The 15,056-nt window shown below is 55.0% G+C and carries 11 protein-coding genes; 2 read left to right on the forward strand and 9 right to left on the reverse strand.

Features of this window, described 5'->3' with window-relative positions:
• Positions 1-6: 6 nt before the first annotated feature.
• From Q4E40_RS01240 to Q4E40_RS01250, 3 genes are all read right to left on the reverse strand, one after another.
• A complete protein-coding gene (locus tag Q4E40_RS01240; RefSeq protein ID WP_303409581.1) occupies positions 7-498 on the reverse strand; it encodes a hypothetical protein in 492 nt (163 codons plus the stop codon).
• 14 nt (positions 499-512) lie between these two features.
• A complete protein-coding gene (locus Q4E40_RS01245) occupies positions 513-1,664 on the reverse strand; it encodes a zinc-dependent alcohol dehydrogenase (RefSeq protein ID WP_303409582.1) in 1,152 nt (383 codons plus the stop codon).
• A 247-nt stretch (positions 1,665-1,911) separates the two neighbouring features.
• Complete coding sequence (locus Q4E40_RS01250) at positions 1,912-2,088, reverse strand: DUF1059 domain-containing protein (RefSeq protein WP_303409583.1); 177 nt, start codon at positions 2,086-2,088, stop codon at positions 1,912-1,914.
• A 240-nt stretch (positions 2,089-2,328) separates the two neighbouring features.
• On the opposite strand from Q4E40_RS01250, the gene uvrA reads away from it, so the two are divergent.
• A complete protein-coding gene (gene uvrA / locus Q4E40_RS01255) occupies positions 2,329-4,872 on the forward strand; it encodes an excinuclease ABC subunit UvrA (protein ID WP_303409584.1) in 2,544 nt (847 codons plus the stop codon).
• A 353-nt stretch (positions 4,873-5,225) separates the two neighbouring features.
• A complete protein-coding gene (locus Q4E40_RS01260; protein ID WP_303409585.1) occupies positions 5,226-5,753 on the forward strand; it encodes a hypothetical protein in 528 nt (175 codons plus the stop codon).
• 99 nt (positions 5,754-5,852) lie between these two features.
• Here Q4E40_RS01260 and Q4E40_RS01265 read toward each other — a convergent pair whose 3' ends face one another.
• The 6 genes from Q4E40_RS01265 to Q4E40_RS01290 all read right to left on the reverse strand — a co-directional run bounded on the left by Q4E40_RS01265 (position 5,853) and on the right by Q4E40_RS01290 (position 14,657).
• Positions 5,853-7,169 (reverse strand): RagB/SusD family nutrient uptake outer membrane protein, encoded by a 1,317-nt coding sequence (locus Q4E40_RS01265; protein ID WP_303409586.1) that lies wholly within the window; start codon positions 7,167-7,169, stop codon positions 5,853-5,855.
• 26 nt (positions 7,170-7,195) lie between these two features.
• A complete protein-coding gene (locus tag Q4E40_RS01270) occupies positions 7,196-10,207 on the reverse strand; it encodes a SusC/RagA family TonB-linked outer membrane protein (protein ID WP_303409587.1) in 3,012 nt (1,003 codons plus the stop codon).
• Positions 10,208-10,257: 50 nt separating this feature from the next.
• Positions 10,258-11,457 carry an anhydro-N-acetylmuramic acid kinase gene (locus tag Q4E40_RS01275; RefSeq protein ID WP_303409588.1) on the reverse strand — a complete coding sequence of 400 codons (1,200 nt, stop codon included), beginning with the start codon at positions 11,455-11,457 and terminating at the stop codon, positions 10,258-10,260.
• A gap of 146 nt (positions 11,458-11,603) precedes the next feature.
• Positions 11,604-12,284, reverse strand: coding sequence for an ABC transporter ATP-binding protein (locus Q4E40_RS01280; protein WP_303409589.1), 681 nt, complete (start codon positions 12,282-12,284; stop codon positions 11,604-11,606).
• Between the two features lie 28 nt (positions 12,285-12,312).
• Positions 12,313-13,572 carry an ABC transporter permease gene (locus Q4E40_RS01285; RefSeq protein ID WP_303409590.1) on the reverse strand — a complete coding sequence of 420 codons (1,260 nt, stop codon included), beginning with the start codon at positions 13,570-13,572 and terminating at the stop codon, positions 12,313-12,315.
• A 2-nt stretch (positions 13,573-13,574) separates the two neighbouring features.
• Entirely contained in the window at positions 13,575-14,657 is a 1,083-nt protein-coding gene (locus Q4E40_RS01290) for an efflux RND transporter periplasmic adaptor subunit (protein WP_303409591.1), read from the reverse strand.
• Positions 14,658-15,056: the final 399 nt, after the last annotated feature.

The raw sequence follows: 15,056 nt of genomic DNA on the forward strand, positions 1-15,056 counted from the left end.
AACCCTTCAGCTGTTCTTTTTGCGCGTGAGGAGCAGGACGGCAGCGGTCGTAACCAGTGCCATTATCCCCACTTTCTGGATGAGCCCGCTGCGGTTGTGCTCCCAATCGGCTTTCCAACCTTTTTCTGCAAAGATGTTCGGCACGGTGCCTTTGGCAAAATCATCCAGCACGCCCTCCACCACATTCACGCGGTCTGCCATAAGCAGGGGCAGCCAGTGCAGGTAGCTGTTTTCGCTATGCTTGAAGGCAAAGCGGCGGATCATTCCGCTCAGTCCGCTGGGTGGCATGGAGGTGCCAAACACAGCCGTTACGTTGGGCCGCTCAATGGAGTGCAGCACTTCGATATCGACGTCCTGCAGCGTTGGCCGCTCCCAACTGTAGCCCTCCTGCTCAGCGTCCGTGCGGTGTTTCATGGGGTACGTCGGGTCGTTCTTCGGGTCGGCGTCTATACCCCAGCCTTTTATATGCGAATAATCTTTCGGTGTCTTGTTTTCCATGGTCTTTCTCTCCTTTATCTGGCTGATGGCGGAATCATGACAGGCTTAATGCAATTGTCCAGCTTCTCTGAAAAAATATGGTAGGCGTCGGCTACGTCTTCAAGCGGCACGCGGTGCGTGATAAGTGCTTTCGGATTCAGGATACCGTTCTGCACGTGGTCGATCAGCCTTGGCAGCAGGCGTTTCACCGAGGCCTGGTTTGCCCGGATGGTGATGCCCTTGTTCACCACGTTCCCAAGTGGGAAGAGGTTGTCTGTCGGACCGTAAATACCGACGATGGATACGATGCCGCCTTTTTTCACAGAGTTAACGGCCCAGTGCGCGGCTGTAGCCGAGCCAGCCTGTAGCAGAAGTTTGCGCCCTGTGATGGTCTGCATCACGTTACCGGTTGCTTCGGCACCCACTGCATCGATCACCACATCGGCACCCATCCAGTCAGTGGTCTTTTTCACAAACACCACCGGGTCGTCCATTTCCTCGTAGTTGTAGGCCTCGCAGTTGGCGTAGTTACGCACGAACTCCAGGCGGTACTCCACTTTGTCGATCACGATCACGCGGCCCGCGCCGAAGAGCCAGGAGCAGCGTGCCGCCATGATACCAATAGGCCCTGCTCCGAAGATCACGACCGTGTCGCCTTTCTGGATGCCGCCCATCTCAGCAGCCTGGTAACCGGTTGGCACCACATCCGTCAGTAGCACGGCGTCGTCCGGATCCATCCCTGGAGGTATAACAGTTGGTCCGACATCGGCATAAGGAACGCGCACGTACTCGGCCTGTCCGCCATCATAGCCACCGGCTGTGTGCGAGTAGCCAAAAATACCACCGACAGCCGTGGCCTGTGAGTTGGACTCGTGGCAGTTGCCAAACAGACCCTGCTTACAGAAATGGCATTTACCGCAGGCGATGTTAAATGGCACGATCACCATATCGCCCACTTTCAGCTTCTGTATTTCAGATCCGATCTCAATTACTTCGCCAATAAATTCATGGCCGAACGTCATGCCCACACGGGTGTCGGGTACGTTGCCATTATAGAGGTGGAGGTCAGAGCCGCAAATACAGGAGCGCGTAACGCGCACGATGGCATCCTGGGGATGCAGAATTTTGGGCTCTGGTTTTTCGTCAATGCGGACCCGCTGCGGCCCGCGATAGTTCATTGCCAGCATAAGTTAGTTTTCAGTTTGTCTTCAAAAGTGCAAACTCTTCCGCCCTGAACGGGCTTCCGAATCACGTTTAGATAAATACTAATCTATACCTTAATGGTTGCAATAATTGTACTTTTAAAAGAAATAGCTATATAAGCATGCTTTTATACTTCAGCTGCCAGGTACTCATAGCGTACCCTCCCATGCTGTAGCAAAAGCGCAGCCTATACCCTGTTCAATAATAACCTGCAACCAGTTTGGCCAGGCGCTACCTGCCGTCGTCCTTGATCCTGGTTTTGATCTGCTCGGCCATTTCAGGTGTCACCTCTACATGGTGCACCTCCCGTGCGTGTTTACCGGCTTGTGCCAGCACTTCCTGTTCGCTGTTAGCTCTTATTTCGGCATTGCAATCAAAGCCGACATCCCTGCATTTTAATGTTTTCATGATCTGGCTGGTTTAGTATGTTTATTCGAGGTATCACAATTAAAACGAATGAGTAAACTATTCTATACCCTGTTGTATTTCAATTAGTTATAACATTACAAAGATTTTCATCAAGACTTTATCCGTGGCACCTGCGATGTTGCCACCTCTTACCAAAAGCGGAAACCTGCGTACACTCAACAATTTTCTTTTGCGGCACGAAGCTATACCTTCGTGTCAGAACAGCATACAACAGCACACATGGCAACACCAAAACAGGATCAGACGACAACCGGGCAGTTCAAGGGATTCGTAGAAGTGCGGGGAGCGCGGGAGCATAATCTCAAAAACATCAGCCTCTCTATACCCCGCGATGCGCTCGTTGTCTTTACCGGTGTATCCGGTTCCGGTAAGTCCAGCCTGGCCTTTGGAACGCTGTATGCCGAGGCGCAGCGCCGCTACCTGGAGTCCGTGTCGCCTTATGCCCGCCGCCTGTTTCACCAGATGGCGGTGCCTGAAGTGGACGCAATAGACGGACTGCCCCCTGCAGTGGCCCTGCAACAGCAGCGCGGCACACCCACTACCCGTTCCTCAGTCGGCAGCGTGACCACGCTCTCCAACCTGCTGCGCATGCTCTACTCACGGGCCGGCGACTACCCTTCGGGACAATCCATTATCTATGCCGAGGCTTTCTCGCCCAACACCGCAGAAGGGGCCTGCCCAACCTGTCATGGTCTGGGGCGCATGTACGATGTCACCGAAAAGTCGATGGTGCCCGACGATTCGCTCACCATCCGGGAGCGGGCCATCGCGGCCTGGCCCATGGCCTGGGGCGGACAGAACCAGCGCGACATCCTGGTGACATTGGGCTTCGATGTGGACAGGCCCTGGTGTGAGTTGCCACAGAAAGACCGCGACTGGATACTCTTCACGGACGAGCAGCCCGTCGTGCCGGTATACCCTGGCTATACCCCTGAAGAAACGCAACGTGCCCTCAAACGCAAGGAAGAGCCTAACTACATGGGTACCTTTAGCAGTGCCCGCCGCCACGTGTTCCATACCTTCGCCAACACCAACAGCCCGCTCATGAAAAAGCGGGTGATGCAGTATATGCTGAGCACCGACTGCCCCACCTGCCAGGGCAAGCGGCTGCGGCCGGAGTCGCTCTCCGTCAAATTTGCGGGCTACGACATCACGGAACTGTCACGCCTGCCTTTAAAACGGGTGCAGGCCGTCCTCAAGCCTTTTGCACGGGGCAACGAGCCGGGCCATGCCCGCACGGAAGCCGAACACCCGGAGCAGGCCATTGTGGCCAGGCGCATTGCCGATGACCTGTGCGCCCGCATCGAGGTGCTGCTCGATCTGGGCCTGGGCTATTTATCGCTGGATCGCAGCACCCCTACCCTCTCCCCGGGCGAACTGCAGCGCCTGCGCCTGGCCACGCAGCTTTACTCGCACCTGTTCGGAGTGGTGTATGTGCTTGACGAGCCATCCGCCGGCCTGCACCCTGCCGACAAAGTGGCCCTGCTCCGGGCACTCGACGGACTCAAGAAAGCGGGCAATTCGCTCTTTGTGGTAGAACACGACCTGGCTGTGATCCGCCACGCGGACTGGATCGTGGATGTGGGCCCTGCTGCCGGCGAGCAAGGCGGCGAGATTCTGTACAGTGGCCCTACTGAAGGATTGCGGCAGGTTAAAGCCTCCCGCACGGGTGAGTATCTGTTTGGCAAAGCAAAGGGCTTCAACTCCGATCCGCGTGAACCCAAAGCCTGGCTAAAACTAAGCGATGTCAGCCGAAACAACCTGGACAGCCTGTCTGCCGAGTTTCCGATTGGGGTGTTCACCGCCGTGACGGGCGTATCCGGCTCCGGCAAATCCAGCCTGGTGAGCCAGGTGCTGGTGGAGCTGGTGGCCGCTCACCTGGGGCACCAACTGCCTGTTGAAGAAGAGGAGGGCGAGGAACTGGAACGTGATATACCTGTCACAACCGGAGGTCATATCACGGCAGGTATGGAACAGATCAAACGGTTGGTGCGCGTCGACCAGAAGCCCATCGGCCGGACACCACGCTCCAACATGGCCACCTACACCGGCCTGTTCGACCATGTGCGCAATCTTTTTGCCAGCACGCCGCTTGCCAAAAAGCGCCGCTACGATGCCGGGCGCTTCTCCTTTAACGTGGCAAAGGGGCGCTGTGAGAACTGCCAGGGAGAGGGCTTTGTGATGGTGGAGCTGCTCTTTTTGCCCAGCGTATACGCCCCCTGCCCTGTGTGCCACGGTGCCCGCTACAATGCCCAGACCCTGGAGGTGACCTACCGCGACAGGAACATCGCCGAAGTGCTCGACATGACAGTGGATGCGGCCTGGGAGTTCTTTGACGAGGAGCCAGCCGTGCACCGCGCCCTCACCATGCTAAGGGAAGTCGGGCTGGGTTACCTGCGCCTCGGGCAGCCCGCCACCGAACTCTCCGGCGGTGAGGCGCAACGCATTAAACTGGCCACTGAACTACAGCGTGCGCAACGCGGCAATACCCTCTACATCTTAGACGAACCAACCACTGGTCTGCACCCTGCTGATGTGGACAGGCTGATGACCCAGCTTCACCTATTGGTTGATGCCGGCAATACGGTGATTGTAGTAGAGCACGACATGCGCGTCGTGGCTGCCAGCGACTGGGTGATCGATATCGGGCCGGGTGCAGGCGAAGAAGGCGGTCAGATAGTAGCGGCTGGGCCACCCGAAGCAATTGCCAGATCCGAAGGAAGCAAAACAGCCCCCTTTTTAAGAACATTATCTACAGCCTAAGCCCAGGCTGCAACCGTGAATAGTTGCAACTTCATGCTGCTTGAGCAGGTTGTATGGGCTGTCGCCTGATTAGTGAGAAGTAGCGCTCAGGCAAAGAAAAGGACCTTCATGCTGAGGCTGTTTGAAAAGGATTCTGCCCTTTCAGTATTAATACAGCTGAATGGATGAACCGGCATAAGTACAAAGCCTGCAGCCGCGAAACAAAAAGACACAATTTGGAAAAAACAAACTCCTGGACGCAGTGTTTATATTTAACCAACACCATAAGTAATTCACAAATTGACATTTAGCCTATTGTTTTCTTATTGCTAAAATGTTTAAATTTGCAGATTATCATCTTTTTAGTTTGTGCGATGGAATATAGATTCGTGCATCATTGGAATTATGTGCTAAGGGAGGATGAGCACCGTATAATGGAATCGGCCATTTCGCTCACCTCGCAGCCACGCAACGAGTCCTTCCTCAGACAGGCGGCCGAATTCATCGCGACCCATGCCCAGGTGCAGTATGTACTAATCGGCAGCTTAAGCGAAGATGGCAAGGATGTGCTGACGAAAGTGTTTCTGAAAAACGGAGAGGTACAGCCGAATATCTCATACCCTCTGCAATCCGGTCCCTGCGATGCTGTTCTTACACAGCGGTTCTGCTATTACCCCAACAACGTACAGCGCCACTTCCCCCAAGACATCGAGCTGCAGGAAATGAACATCGAAAGCTACCTAGGCAGCATTTTCCTGACAGAAGGCGGAGATCCGGTTGGATTGATCGCCCTGATGAGTGACCAACAACTCGAAAACGCCGCTTTTGCCGAGCACCTGGTGCTGGTGCTGAGCCCTGCTATTGAAGAAGAATTGATCCTGCAGTGTCATCCCTCACTCTAAACATACCAAGCCAATAAAAAAACCTCTGCCTACTTCCAGCGTCTGTGCTGGTGTAGCAGAGGTTTTTTCACTTTCAGAAACAGGTATAGCGCAACGGCCCTAGATAGCAGGATCGTTTGGCGTATTCGGGTTGTTGCGGCGCTCCTGGTCAGGATACGGATAGAAATTGCGGTTACGCTCCGTCAGGTTTTCAGGTGGTCCCGGACGGTTGAAACGACGGCTGTCCTCCCATTTCTGTCCGCTCAGGTATAGCTCAGCAGACCGCTGTTTGTATACCTCCAATAGCAAGGCCTCTCTGGTCACAGGGCCGCTATAAGCCGGCAAAGCAGCATGAACGCCAAACGGATCACCGGAAGTCTGCGTCCGCACCTGGTTGATCAGTGCCAATGCTTCCTCCGGGGAGCCATTGCTTCGCAGCAGCGCTTCTGCTTTGATCAGTTTCATCTCGTCTGGCAGGTATGCCGGTATACTGGTCGTCTGTGTGTTGAAAAATCCTGCCAGCGTCATCACCCGGTCTCCGGACACGTCGGCACCTGGCTCTGTCATGTAGAAGTTGTATCGCCCATCTCCCTCTTCAAAAAGCGCATCCGGCAAGCCGAATTGATCCCGCGGTCTGAAGTAACCCAGGATAAATACAGTATTATAGATCGGGTTCGGACTCAGTGTGCTGTACACAAACTCAGAGCGTTTGGTCAGATCCACTTTGTCTGCATTAGCAATAGCCGCGTCATAATTTCCTGCATATAAGTTATACCGCGCATTGTAAGCGTACAGCGTGCTACGCAGATCGAACGCAGTACCGGTAACCTGTGTCGTAAACTCCGGTGACGGGGGCGTGGCCTCGATCAGTGCGATCCCTTCGTTCAGGTGGGCGATGGCAGCTGCCAGCACCTCTGCTCTGGGCCTGAATGTTACTTTGTCGGTCCGGCTGGTTTCGGTGTTTGCCTGTTCATATGCGATGTACAGGTTGCCGAGCGCCATGGCATTGAACAGGTGCGCGTGCGCCATTACCCCGCTCAGCGTTCCGCCCGTCAAGGTGGGTACATTGGGAGCGTTCTCCAGAATCTGCTCACTCATCAGCATGGTGCGCTGCATGCGTGACCAATGGCCGAGGATGTTGCCGTTGAACGTGGGCAGGGCAGTTCCACCAGCCTCCAGTTCGAGCACGTTGGTAAAGGTGGCTACCCCTTTCATCTCGCGACCCGTCACACCTGTGTATAACAGCGCCGCCTCCAGGCCTGAGGTAGAGTAAAACTGTCGCAACCCGACACTCAGGGCAATGATGCCTTCACGGGAGTTCAGCACCTCCACGTCACTGGCTGCGTTTGGATTGGGTATATCCAGTTCGCACCCAGTCGTCAACAGCAGACAGCCCGATAGGAAGCCCACTTTTAAGTAAGAAGCTATATTTTTCATGTTGTTTTTCATAAGGTTAGGAAGCATTAGAAGGTAAAGTTGAGGCCCAGTGCATAGGTTCTCGGGATCGGCACCTCCACAAAGTCAAAGCCTCTCACGGCGTTGGTCTGACCAGCCGCATTCACTTCCGGGTCATAACCGCTGTAGTCGTCAATCGAGAACAGGTTACGCCCGGCCAGGCTGAGGCGCATGCTGTTCCCTCCCAAAAAGGCGGGCTTAAAATCATAGGCCACCGACACTTCTCTCAGCTTAATAAAAGAGCCGTCTTCAATGTAATTTTCAAATATGCCGAACAGTGCGGCAGAGGTACCTTTCGGCACTTCCCCTCTTAGTTCCGGCTCATAACCGGCCAGTCCGCCATACAGGTCGCGCTCGCCCACGCGACGGGTGAAGTTGAACACGTCAAACCCGTAAACGGCATCAAACTGGGTACGGAAGGACAGTCGCTCGCCTACCGAGATGTCGTTTGTCCAGGAGCCGGTCCAGTCCGGGTTCGGGTCGCCGATCACCTTGGGCACGGTGGCGCCCATCGGCTGCCCGTTTTCGGGGTTGCGCCCGGCACGCTCAGGCTGTGGCAGTCCGGCAGGGTTCAGCAGCAGCGAACCGTCGGGATTTCGTGCAAAATAGGTAGCGTAGAAGGCACCGAGCGGGTACCCATCCACGGCAGCCACCTGACCGAAACCACCCGGGAATGGCAGCACGCCACCCGGTATGTTATTCACTTCGTTTTTGTTGCGGGAATAGATCAGCGTAGAGGTCCAGCGCACACGCTCTGTCTGGACAGGCGCGCCTGTGATCATCAGTTCAAAACCCTTGTTAGTCATGGTGCCGATGTTGGCGTACTGGTTCAGGAAACCCGAAGAAGGCGTCAGGCCAATGAACAACAGCAGGTCCTCCACATCTTTCTTGTAAACCGAAAACTCCAGACCCAGCCTACCGCCGAGGAAACTCATATCAGCACCGAACTCTGTTTCTACCTGGCGCTCCGGCTTAATGCCCGAGTTACCCAATAAGGTAGATGGAATAACGCCCGGAAGTCCAGGAAGTGAAACAGGGTTGTAATTGGTATAGCGGTCATAAGCTCCGATCGCTGTCAGGTTGCCCGCCTGGCCATAGGAGGCCCGCAGTTTGAAAATAGGGATGATATCGGCCAATCCCTGCCAAAAACTTTCGTTGGAGATCAGGTAGCTGGCGCTCACTTTCGGGTAAAACTGCCATCTGTTGTCTTCTCCAAACACCGAAGACACGTCGTAGCGACCGGCGCCCGTCAGGAAGAAACGCTCTCCGATACCGAACGTTTGCTGGGCGAAAAAGCCCATGATGTTTATATCGGCTCTTCCATCGATGGAGACTACCGTGGCGCCGCCGGAGCTAACCTGGGCGATCGGTCCTAACTGCGTGCCTGTTATACCTGTTGAGTAGTATTTCTCCGTCTGCACCGTACCCCCTATACCTGTGGTAGATTCCAGCCAGTCGGTCAGGAAAGTGCGGTAAGAGGCATTCAGATCGTTGTTAAGCAGGTATGAGGTGCGGTCAGCACGTCGTGAGTAGCCGGCATTATAGGAAGGTGTTGTGTTGCCCACCGGTATATAGCCCGTTGCGATCTGCGTTGAATTGTCAAAACCCAGCACGTAGCTCACATTCAGGCCATTGATCGGTGTGAGGTTTACCTGAAAATCGCCGATGAAACGGTTGGTGCGCTGCCCGAAATCAAAGCGGTTGATGGCCTCAAGCGGGTTGGTGCGACGAAGGATAGCCGTAGGCGCCGTGGAAGGGTATATTCCGTTCACCGGTTCCGGGTTGATGAAGTTGTTACTGAAAATGAAGCCGGTCAGGGCTCCGTATGCTTCGCTCAGGCCGCCGTTTGGTATTTCCTCGCTCGTGCTGAGCACATAGTTGGCTCCTAACGACACCGAGATCCAGTTTCTGATCGTCTGGTCGATTCGAATACGGGCGCCTCCCCGCTTAAAGTTCGTATTATCGATGATGCCCTGGTTGCTCAGGAAATTGCCGCTCATATAGTACTGGGTATTCGCGCTGCCCCCCGACACCGACACATTGTTCTCGGTACCATAGGCAGTCCTGAAGATTCTGTCCTGGTAGTCATACCTAGTGACTGGTTCCTGCGTGAGGTCGGCGGCCAGGTTGTTCACAAAGCGGAAAGGGTGCTGGTTATAATCCAGCGTTTTGCGCACTTCATTCACCCGAAACTGCGTGGAGACCGAGATTTTAGGAGCACCCTCCACCCCGCGTTTCGTGAAGATCTGCACCACCCCGTTGCTGGCCCGTGACCCGTAGATAGCAGCCGCAGCGGCCCCTTTGATGATCTCGATGCGTTCAATGTCATTTGGGTTAATGTCTACCAGTCGGTTCTGCGCATAGCCACCCAGGTCGATCAGTTCAGGAGAGCTGTTGTTGATGATCACCCCATCCACAATGTAAAGCGGGTCGCCCGACCCAACGACCGTGCTGGTACCTCGCAGGCGCACACTGATACCGCCCGCCGGGTTGCCGGAGTTCTGGCTGATCTGCGCACCGGCGACCTTACCAGCCAAGGCCTGGTCTATGGACGTCGCCACACTGTTTTCGATAGCATCTCCTGAAACGGTGGAAATGGCATTGCCCAGCTCCTTTTTGCTGGTTGCCACGGAAGTGCCCGTCACCACCACTTCATCCAGCCCCACTATATCCTCCTGAATCTGCGCATCCACCTGCACGGTCTGCTGATCACCGAGGGTAACAGGACGGGTCTGTGGTTTAAAGCCGATGAAAGAGAACGTGAGCTGGTAAGTACCTGGGGGCAGGGCAGCCGACAGGTTGTATACCCCACTGGCATCGGTGGCCGTGGCAATGTTGTGGTTCTGAAACTTTACCACCACACCGGGCAGCGGAGACTTGGTGCGGGCATCTGTGACGGTGCCCGTAATCGCGTAGCGTGCCCCTTGCGCGCTGGCCAGCTGACAGGCAGCAGCCAACAGAAGGAAACACAGCAGGATAGCCTTTCCGGAGGCCCTCCCGATCAGGTAAATTTTTCTCATAGTGCCTCTTATTTTGTACGGTTAAAATGTGATGTATAAGTGTTCAGAATTTACTCAGGTAAACTGATCTTCCCCATCAGCACGGAGGGTACCCGCCTCTTGCCAGGGCCGAAGTGGATGGGCTCCCCCACCAGGCACTCATTGGCCAGTGTGGCAAACAGCACCGCCTCTTTCGCATCCGGTGATACTCCCAGCTCTGCTGTGTTGCGTACGGTGGCACCCGGTAAAAGCGCCTTTATGTTCTGTACAAGCAGCGGATTGTGCATACCGCCGCCACTCAGGAAAATTTCAAAATCAGCATCATCGAGTGAGCGGGTCAGGGCCCCGCAAATGGCAACGGCCGAAAAGCGGTTCAGGCTCGCCATGACATCTTCCGGGGACAGGTGTTCCGTATCGGATCTGCGTTGTGCTTCGGCCAGGTATGAGAGGTTGAACAGTTCCGGGCCAGTCGTTTTGGGAAAGTCCTGCTCAAAAAAGGGATGGTAAAGCAAGGAGGCCACCAATGCCTGGTTGTAGGTTCCTTTCCTTGCAATGGCAGCATCTGCATCATAATAGGTGCCGGGAAATTGCTGCTGCACATAGGCATCCATCAACGTGTTGCCAGGTCCTACATCGGTCGAGAAGATACGGCTCGTGTCCAGGTCGCCGGGCAGGAAGGTAAAGTTGGCAATACCGCCAATGTTGAGCATGATCCGGTTCTGATCCTGCTTCGAGAATAGCAGGTAGTCACCGTACACGGCCAGTGGGGCACCCTCTCCTCCTGCAGCCACATGCTTCTGCCGGAAATCACTCAGGGTGATGACGCCTGTACCCATGGCGATATGATCGCCGTCGCCAATCTGCAACGTGGCATCCGGCATACCGGCTATACCATGCAGCGACGCCGGTGCGTGGTAAATGGTTTGGCCGTGGCTGGCTATGACGTCCACTTCAGAGGAATCTACTCCCCACTCCTGCAGGCTTTTGTTGATGAGGTCGGCATGGAAGCGGCCAATATAGGCGTTGAGGAGGCAGACGCGCTCCAGGTCAACTTCCCGCTTCGAAAAGATCGCCTTCACTTCCTCTTTAAAGGTTTCATCATAAGGCATGGTCACAAATTCCCGGAGTTGCATGCGGGTTTCGGTACCCTGTCCCTCAAATTCACAAAGCGCGATGTCTAGACCGTCAAGCGAGGTGCCTGACATGAGACCAATGATGGTTCTTTTTTCTTTACTGGCAACTTCAAAAAGTTGTCTTAGTACTTTATTCATATAAGTTAAGATTAAAATGACCTTAAGTCAAAAGAACCATAGGTTCTTCATACGAAATACATAAAGTTAGGGTAATATAGAGACAGACGAATTTCCGCATAATCAGGCAGAAATCCACAAGAAGGTTGTTGTTATGACTGGCTTGATCAGAGGCGTATAATCCGGCCGTCCTCCATCTCGATGGTGCGGTGCGTATTTTCGGCGAACTCGGGGTCGTGCGTCACAATGAGCAGGGTCTGGTTGTGCGCCTCGGCAAGTTCTTTGAAAATGTTGAAGACGATGTCGCTGTTGCGCTTGTCGAGGTTGCCGGTGGGCTCGTCGCCCATGATGATGTGCGGATCGTTAATGAGTGCCCGGGCAATGGCGACGCGCTGCTTCTCCCCGCCCGAAACACGGTAAGCCGACTGCGTGGCCAGGTGATCAATCCCCAGCATTTTGAGCCGCTCCATGGCGCGGTGCTCCACTTCCTGCTCGCTATACCTGCCCAGTTTCAGGCCGGGCAGCATGACGTTGCGCAGCACCGTGAACTCGTTGAGCAGGTAATGGAACTGAAACACAAAGCCGATCTTCTCGTTGCGGATGCGTGCCAGCTCCTTGTCCGGCCGGCCGGACATTAGCTCCTTGTCGATGTACAGCTCACCGGTGTAGTCGGTGTCCATGGTGGAGAGGATGTAGAGGAGCGTGGACTTGCCGCAACCCGACTTTCCGATCACGGACACGAACTCCCCTTTGTTCACCGAGAACGTGATGTCGCGTAGCACCTGCACTGTCACGGGGTCATGGAACTCCTTGTTGATCCCCCTCGCTTCGAGTATAACTTCCTGCATCTTTTCTTCGCTCCCTTTCATCCTATACCTATTTGCCCCTGATGATCTCGACCGGGTCCACCCGGCTTGCCTTGCGGGCCGGGAAGAAACCGGCAAAGTACGTCGTGATCAGTGAGAAAATCCCGCCGATCATGTAGTATACCACGTCGTAATTAACCGGGTAAGTCGTGATAGTGGGCAGCGCTGCCGTCACGAAGGGGATGTTATCAATGAGGACCGAGAACAGGAAGCCGAACACCAGCCCCACCACACCTCCGAAAAAGCCGATGCTCATCGCGATCAGCAGAAAGACCAGGTTCACGTCCCTGCCCGAGAAGCCGGTGGCCTTGAGAATGGCAATGGAATCCATCTTCTCGTAGATCATCATGTTGAGGATGTTGAAAATCCCGAATCCCGCCACAATCAGCAGCGTGATACCCACGGCGTATGAGATGAGCGAACGCACGCTGCTTCCCGTCTCGAACTGCGCATTGGCCGTCTGTATATCCTCCGCATCGACATTGAAAAGCTGTGCATACTCCCGGGCAACGGCCGGGGCCTGCTCCAGGTCATGGAGCTTCACCTGGATGTCGGTCATGTAGTTGGCCGGTTTGCCGAGCAGTTTCTGCGTAGTCTCGATGGAGGCGTAGCTCTGCACCTTGTCGATTTCCTGTATACCTGACTGAAAATACCCGACCACCTTCAGCGAAAAACGCTCGCCCTGCGCCGTCGTCACCTGCACCACATCGCCGATGTCTGCCACCAGTATGTCTGCCAGCCCCTTGCCCAAAATGATGCTGTTGGCCACGTTTTTAGCGTCGATGGGATTGCCGGCTGTCACGTAGTCCTGGAAGTTAAACAGGCGGCTCTCCTCCTCCACATCGATGCCATTGATCACACCGGTAATTTCGATCGTGCCCTCGTTGTAGAACACCTGCGCGAGGAGCTTGGGGGTGGCGCCCAGCACCCGCTCGTCGGCCTTCACGGCCTGCAGAATGGGGCCACTGTTGTAAATCTCCTGCCGGGTGATGCCGGCTTTCACGGAGCTGATGAAGTTGTATGAGTCCTTGTATTGCGCGGCCACATTCACCGGCTGGTTTTCGCTGGGCTTGATCTCGTTGTAGAGACGCACGTGCGGGGTGCGGTTCAGGATAAGGCCATCGAGCAGATCGTTGAGGCCGTTCATGAAGCCGAGCAGCGTGATGAACATGGCGATGCTAAAGGTCACGCCAACGGCTGCCACCAGCGTCTGCCGCCAGCGGGCCAGCAGCATGGATTTCGCGATGCTGTATATCAGTGTGAAATTCATCGCTAAGGCTTCACGATCACATCTTCTTTCGACAGGCCCTCCACGATCTCCACTTTCTGGTAGTCTTTCAGCCCGGTCTTCACAGGCACGCGTTCGCCATCCTCTTGCAGCACATAGGCGCCCTCCACCAGGTACTCGCGCGGTATGGTCAGGGCATTTTTTTTGGCCTGAATGATGATGTTGGCCTCTGTGGTCAGGTTCGGGTATAGCGCATCGGGTTTGGTCACGAAAGCGGCCTCCACGGTAAAGGAGCGGGTGCGCTCATTCATGGCCGGGTTGACCTTGGTGATGCGCCCCTCAAAAACCTGGCCTCTGTAGCTGTCCAGGTTGAGCAGTACCTGCTGGCCCGGCTTCACACGGGCGATGTCATACTCGTCCACCTGCAGTTCCAGTATAAATTCGTCGGCATCGCCCAGCACCGCAATCGGCACCTGCGGACTCACCAGCTCGCCTTTCTCACGGAGCACGCTGTATACCTTGCCGTTGGTTTCGCTTTTCACCGTATAGTCGTCGCGCAGGGTCTCGCTGATCTGCAGGTTCTTCTGGGACTGGCGGGCGGCAAAATCGAGTTGTTTTTTAAGGTCGCTGTAGCGCAGGCGGGCTGAGCGGTAGGCTGTCTGGGAATTTTTGTAGGCCAGTTCGCGCTGCTCCAGTTCCACGCGGGTACCGATCTGGCTGGCCCAGAGGTTGCGCTGCCGCACCAGCAGCAGCGAGTCGTTGCGCATGCGGCTGCGGGCCAGGTCGATGGACTCCTGCAGCTCGGTCAGTTTTTCGGCATTGGCACCGACGCGGGCGTATTCCGCGGCCAGGCGGGCATTCTCAGTGTTCAGTTGGGCGGCCTCGTTGCTGATGCGGACGAGCGTTTCGCCCCGCCGCACGGTATCCCCCTCCGTCACCAGTATTTCCTCTATGATGCCACTCACCACCGGGTATACCTGGTACTGGTTGCGGCTTTTCACGAGTCCGGATGCGTATACGGCTTCCGAGATATCCTCCACGGTGGGCTGCGTCGTTTCCTGCCCGTCTCCACAGGAGGTGAAAAAAACCAGCAGCAGAAGCAGTTGTAAATAGTGTTTTGTTGACATGATACCTCAAACGTAAAAGACACTATGCAGCTTGTTTGCTCTTATACCTGCCCCATCTTCTAATGTATGGCTATACCTGCCAACAGCCGGACCGGAAAGTTGCTGCGCTTCAAATGTACTACATTCAGCATACGATAACATTATCATGGGCAGGCTAAAAAGTATTATAGCGTATACCTGATATATTTTCCCGCGGAGTGACCAGCGTCATAGGCAGCGCCTTTCGGTCTTTCTAAATTTGTCGTGAGGCGAAGTTCTATACCTACGGGCATAAACTTAGGAACGAAGCTATACCTGATCGGGCAGAACTGTTCCTTGCAAAAGTGGTGCAGGTCACGCTGCCGGCATAATTGGAGAGATGCTACAGTCCGGACAGGCTTCTTCGTCACAGGATCGTGC

The sequence above is a fragment of the Pontibacter coccineus genome, from assembly GCF_030546575.1.
GTDB lineage: Bacteria > Bacteroidota > Bacteroidia > Cytophagales > Hymenobacteraceae > Pontibacter > Pontibacter coccineus.

Bases quoted from the DNA above. Each gene is read 5' to 3' on its own strand.
- Q4E40_RS01270 (WP_303409587.1), bottom strand. From the start codon at position 10,207: ATGAGAAAAATTTACCTGATCGGGAGGGCCTCCGGAAAGGCTATCCTG.
- Q4E40_RS01245 (WP_303409582.1), bottom strand. From the start codon at position 1,664: ATGCTGGCAATGAACTATCGCGGGCCGCAGCGGGTCCGCATTGACGAA.
- Q4E40_RS01260 (WP_303409585.1), top strand. From the start codon at position 5,226: ATGGAATATAGATTCGTGCATCATTGGAATTATGTGCTAAGGGAGGAT.
- Q4E40_RS01250 (WP_303409583.1), bottom strand. From the start codon at position 2,088: ATGAAAACATTAAAATGCAGGGATGTCGGCTTTGATTGCAATGCCGAA.
- Q4E40_RS01285 (WP_303409590.1), bottom strand. From the start codon at position 13,572: ATGAATTTCACACTGATATACAGCATCGCGAAATCCATGCTGCTGGCC.
- Q4E40_RS01240 (WP_303409581.1), bottom strand. From the start codon at position 498: ATGGAAAACAAGACACCGAAAGATTATTCGCATATAAAAGGCTGGGGT.
- Q4E40_RS01265 (WP_303409586.1), bottom strand. From the start codon at position 7,169: ATGAAAAATATAGCTTCTTACTTAAAAGTGGGCTTCCTATCGGGCTGT.
- Q4E40_RS01280 (WP_303409589.1), bottom strand. From the start codon at position 12,284: ATGCAGGAAGTTATACTCGAAGCGAGGGGGATCAACAAGGAGTTCCAT.
- uvrA (WP_303409584.1), top strand. From the start codon at position 2,329: ATGGCAACACCAAAACAGGATCAGACGACAACCGGGCAGTTCAAGGGA.
- Q4E40_RS01290 (WP_303409591.1), bottom strand. From the start codon at position 14,657: ATGTCAACAAAACACTATTTACAACTGCTTCTGCTGCTGGTTTTTTTC.
- Q4E40_RS01275 (WP_303409588.1), bottom strand. From the start codon at position 11,457: ATGAATAAAGTACTAAGACAACTTTTTGAAGTTGCCAGTAAAGAAAAA.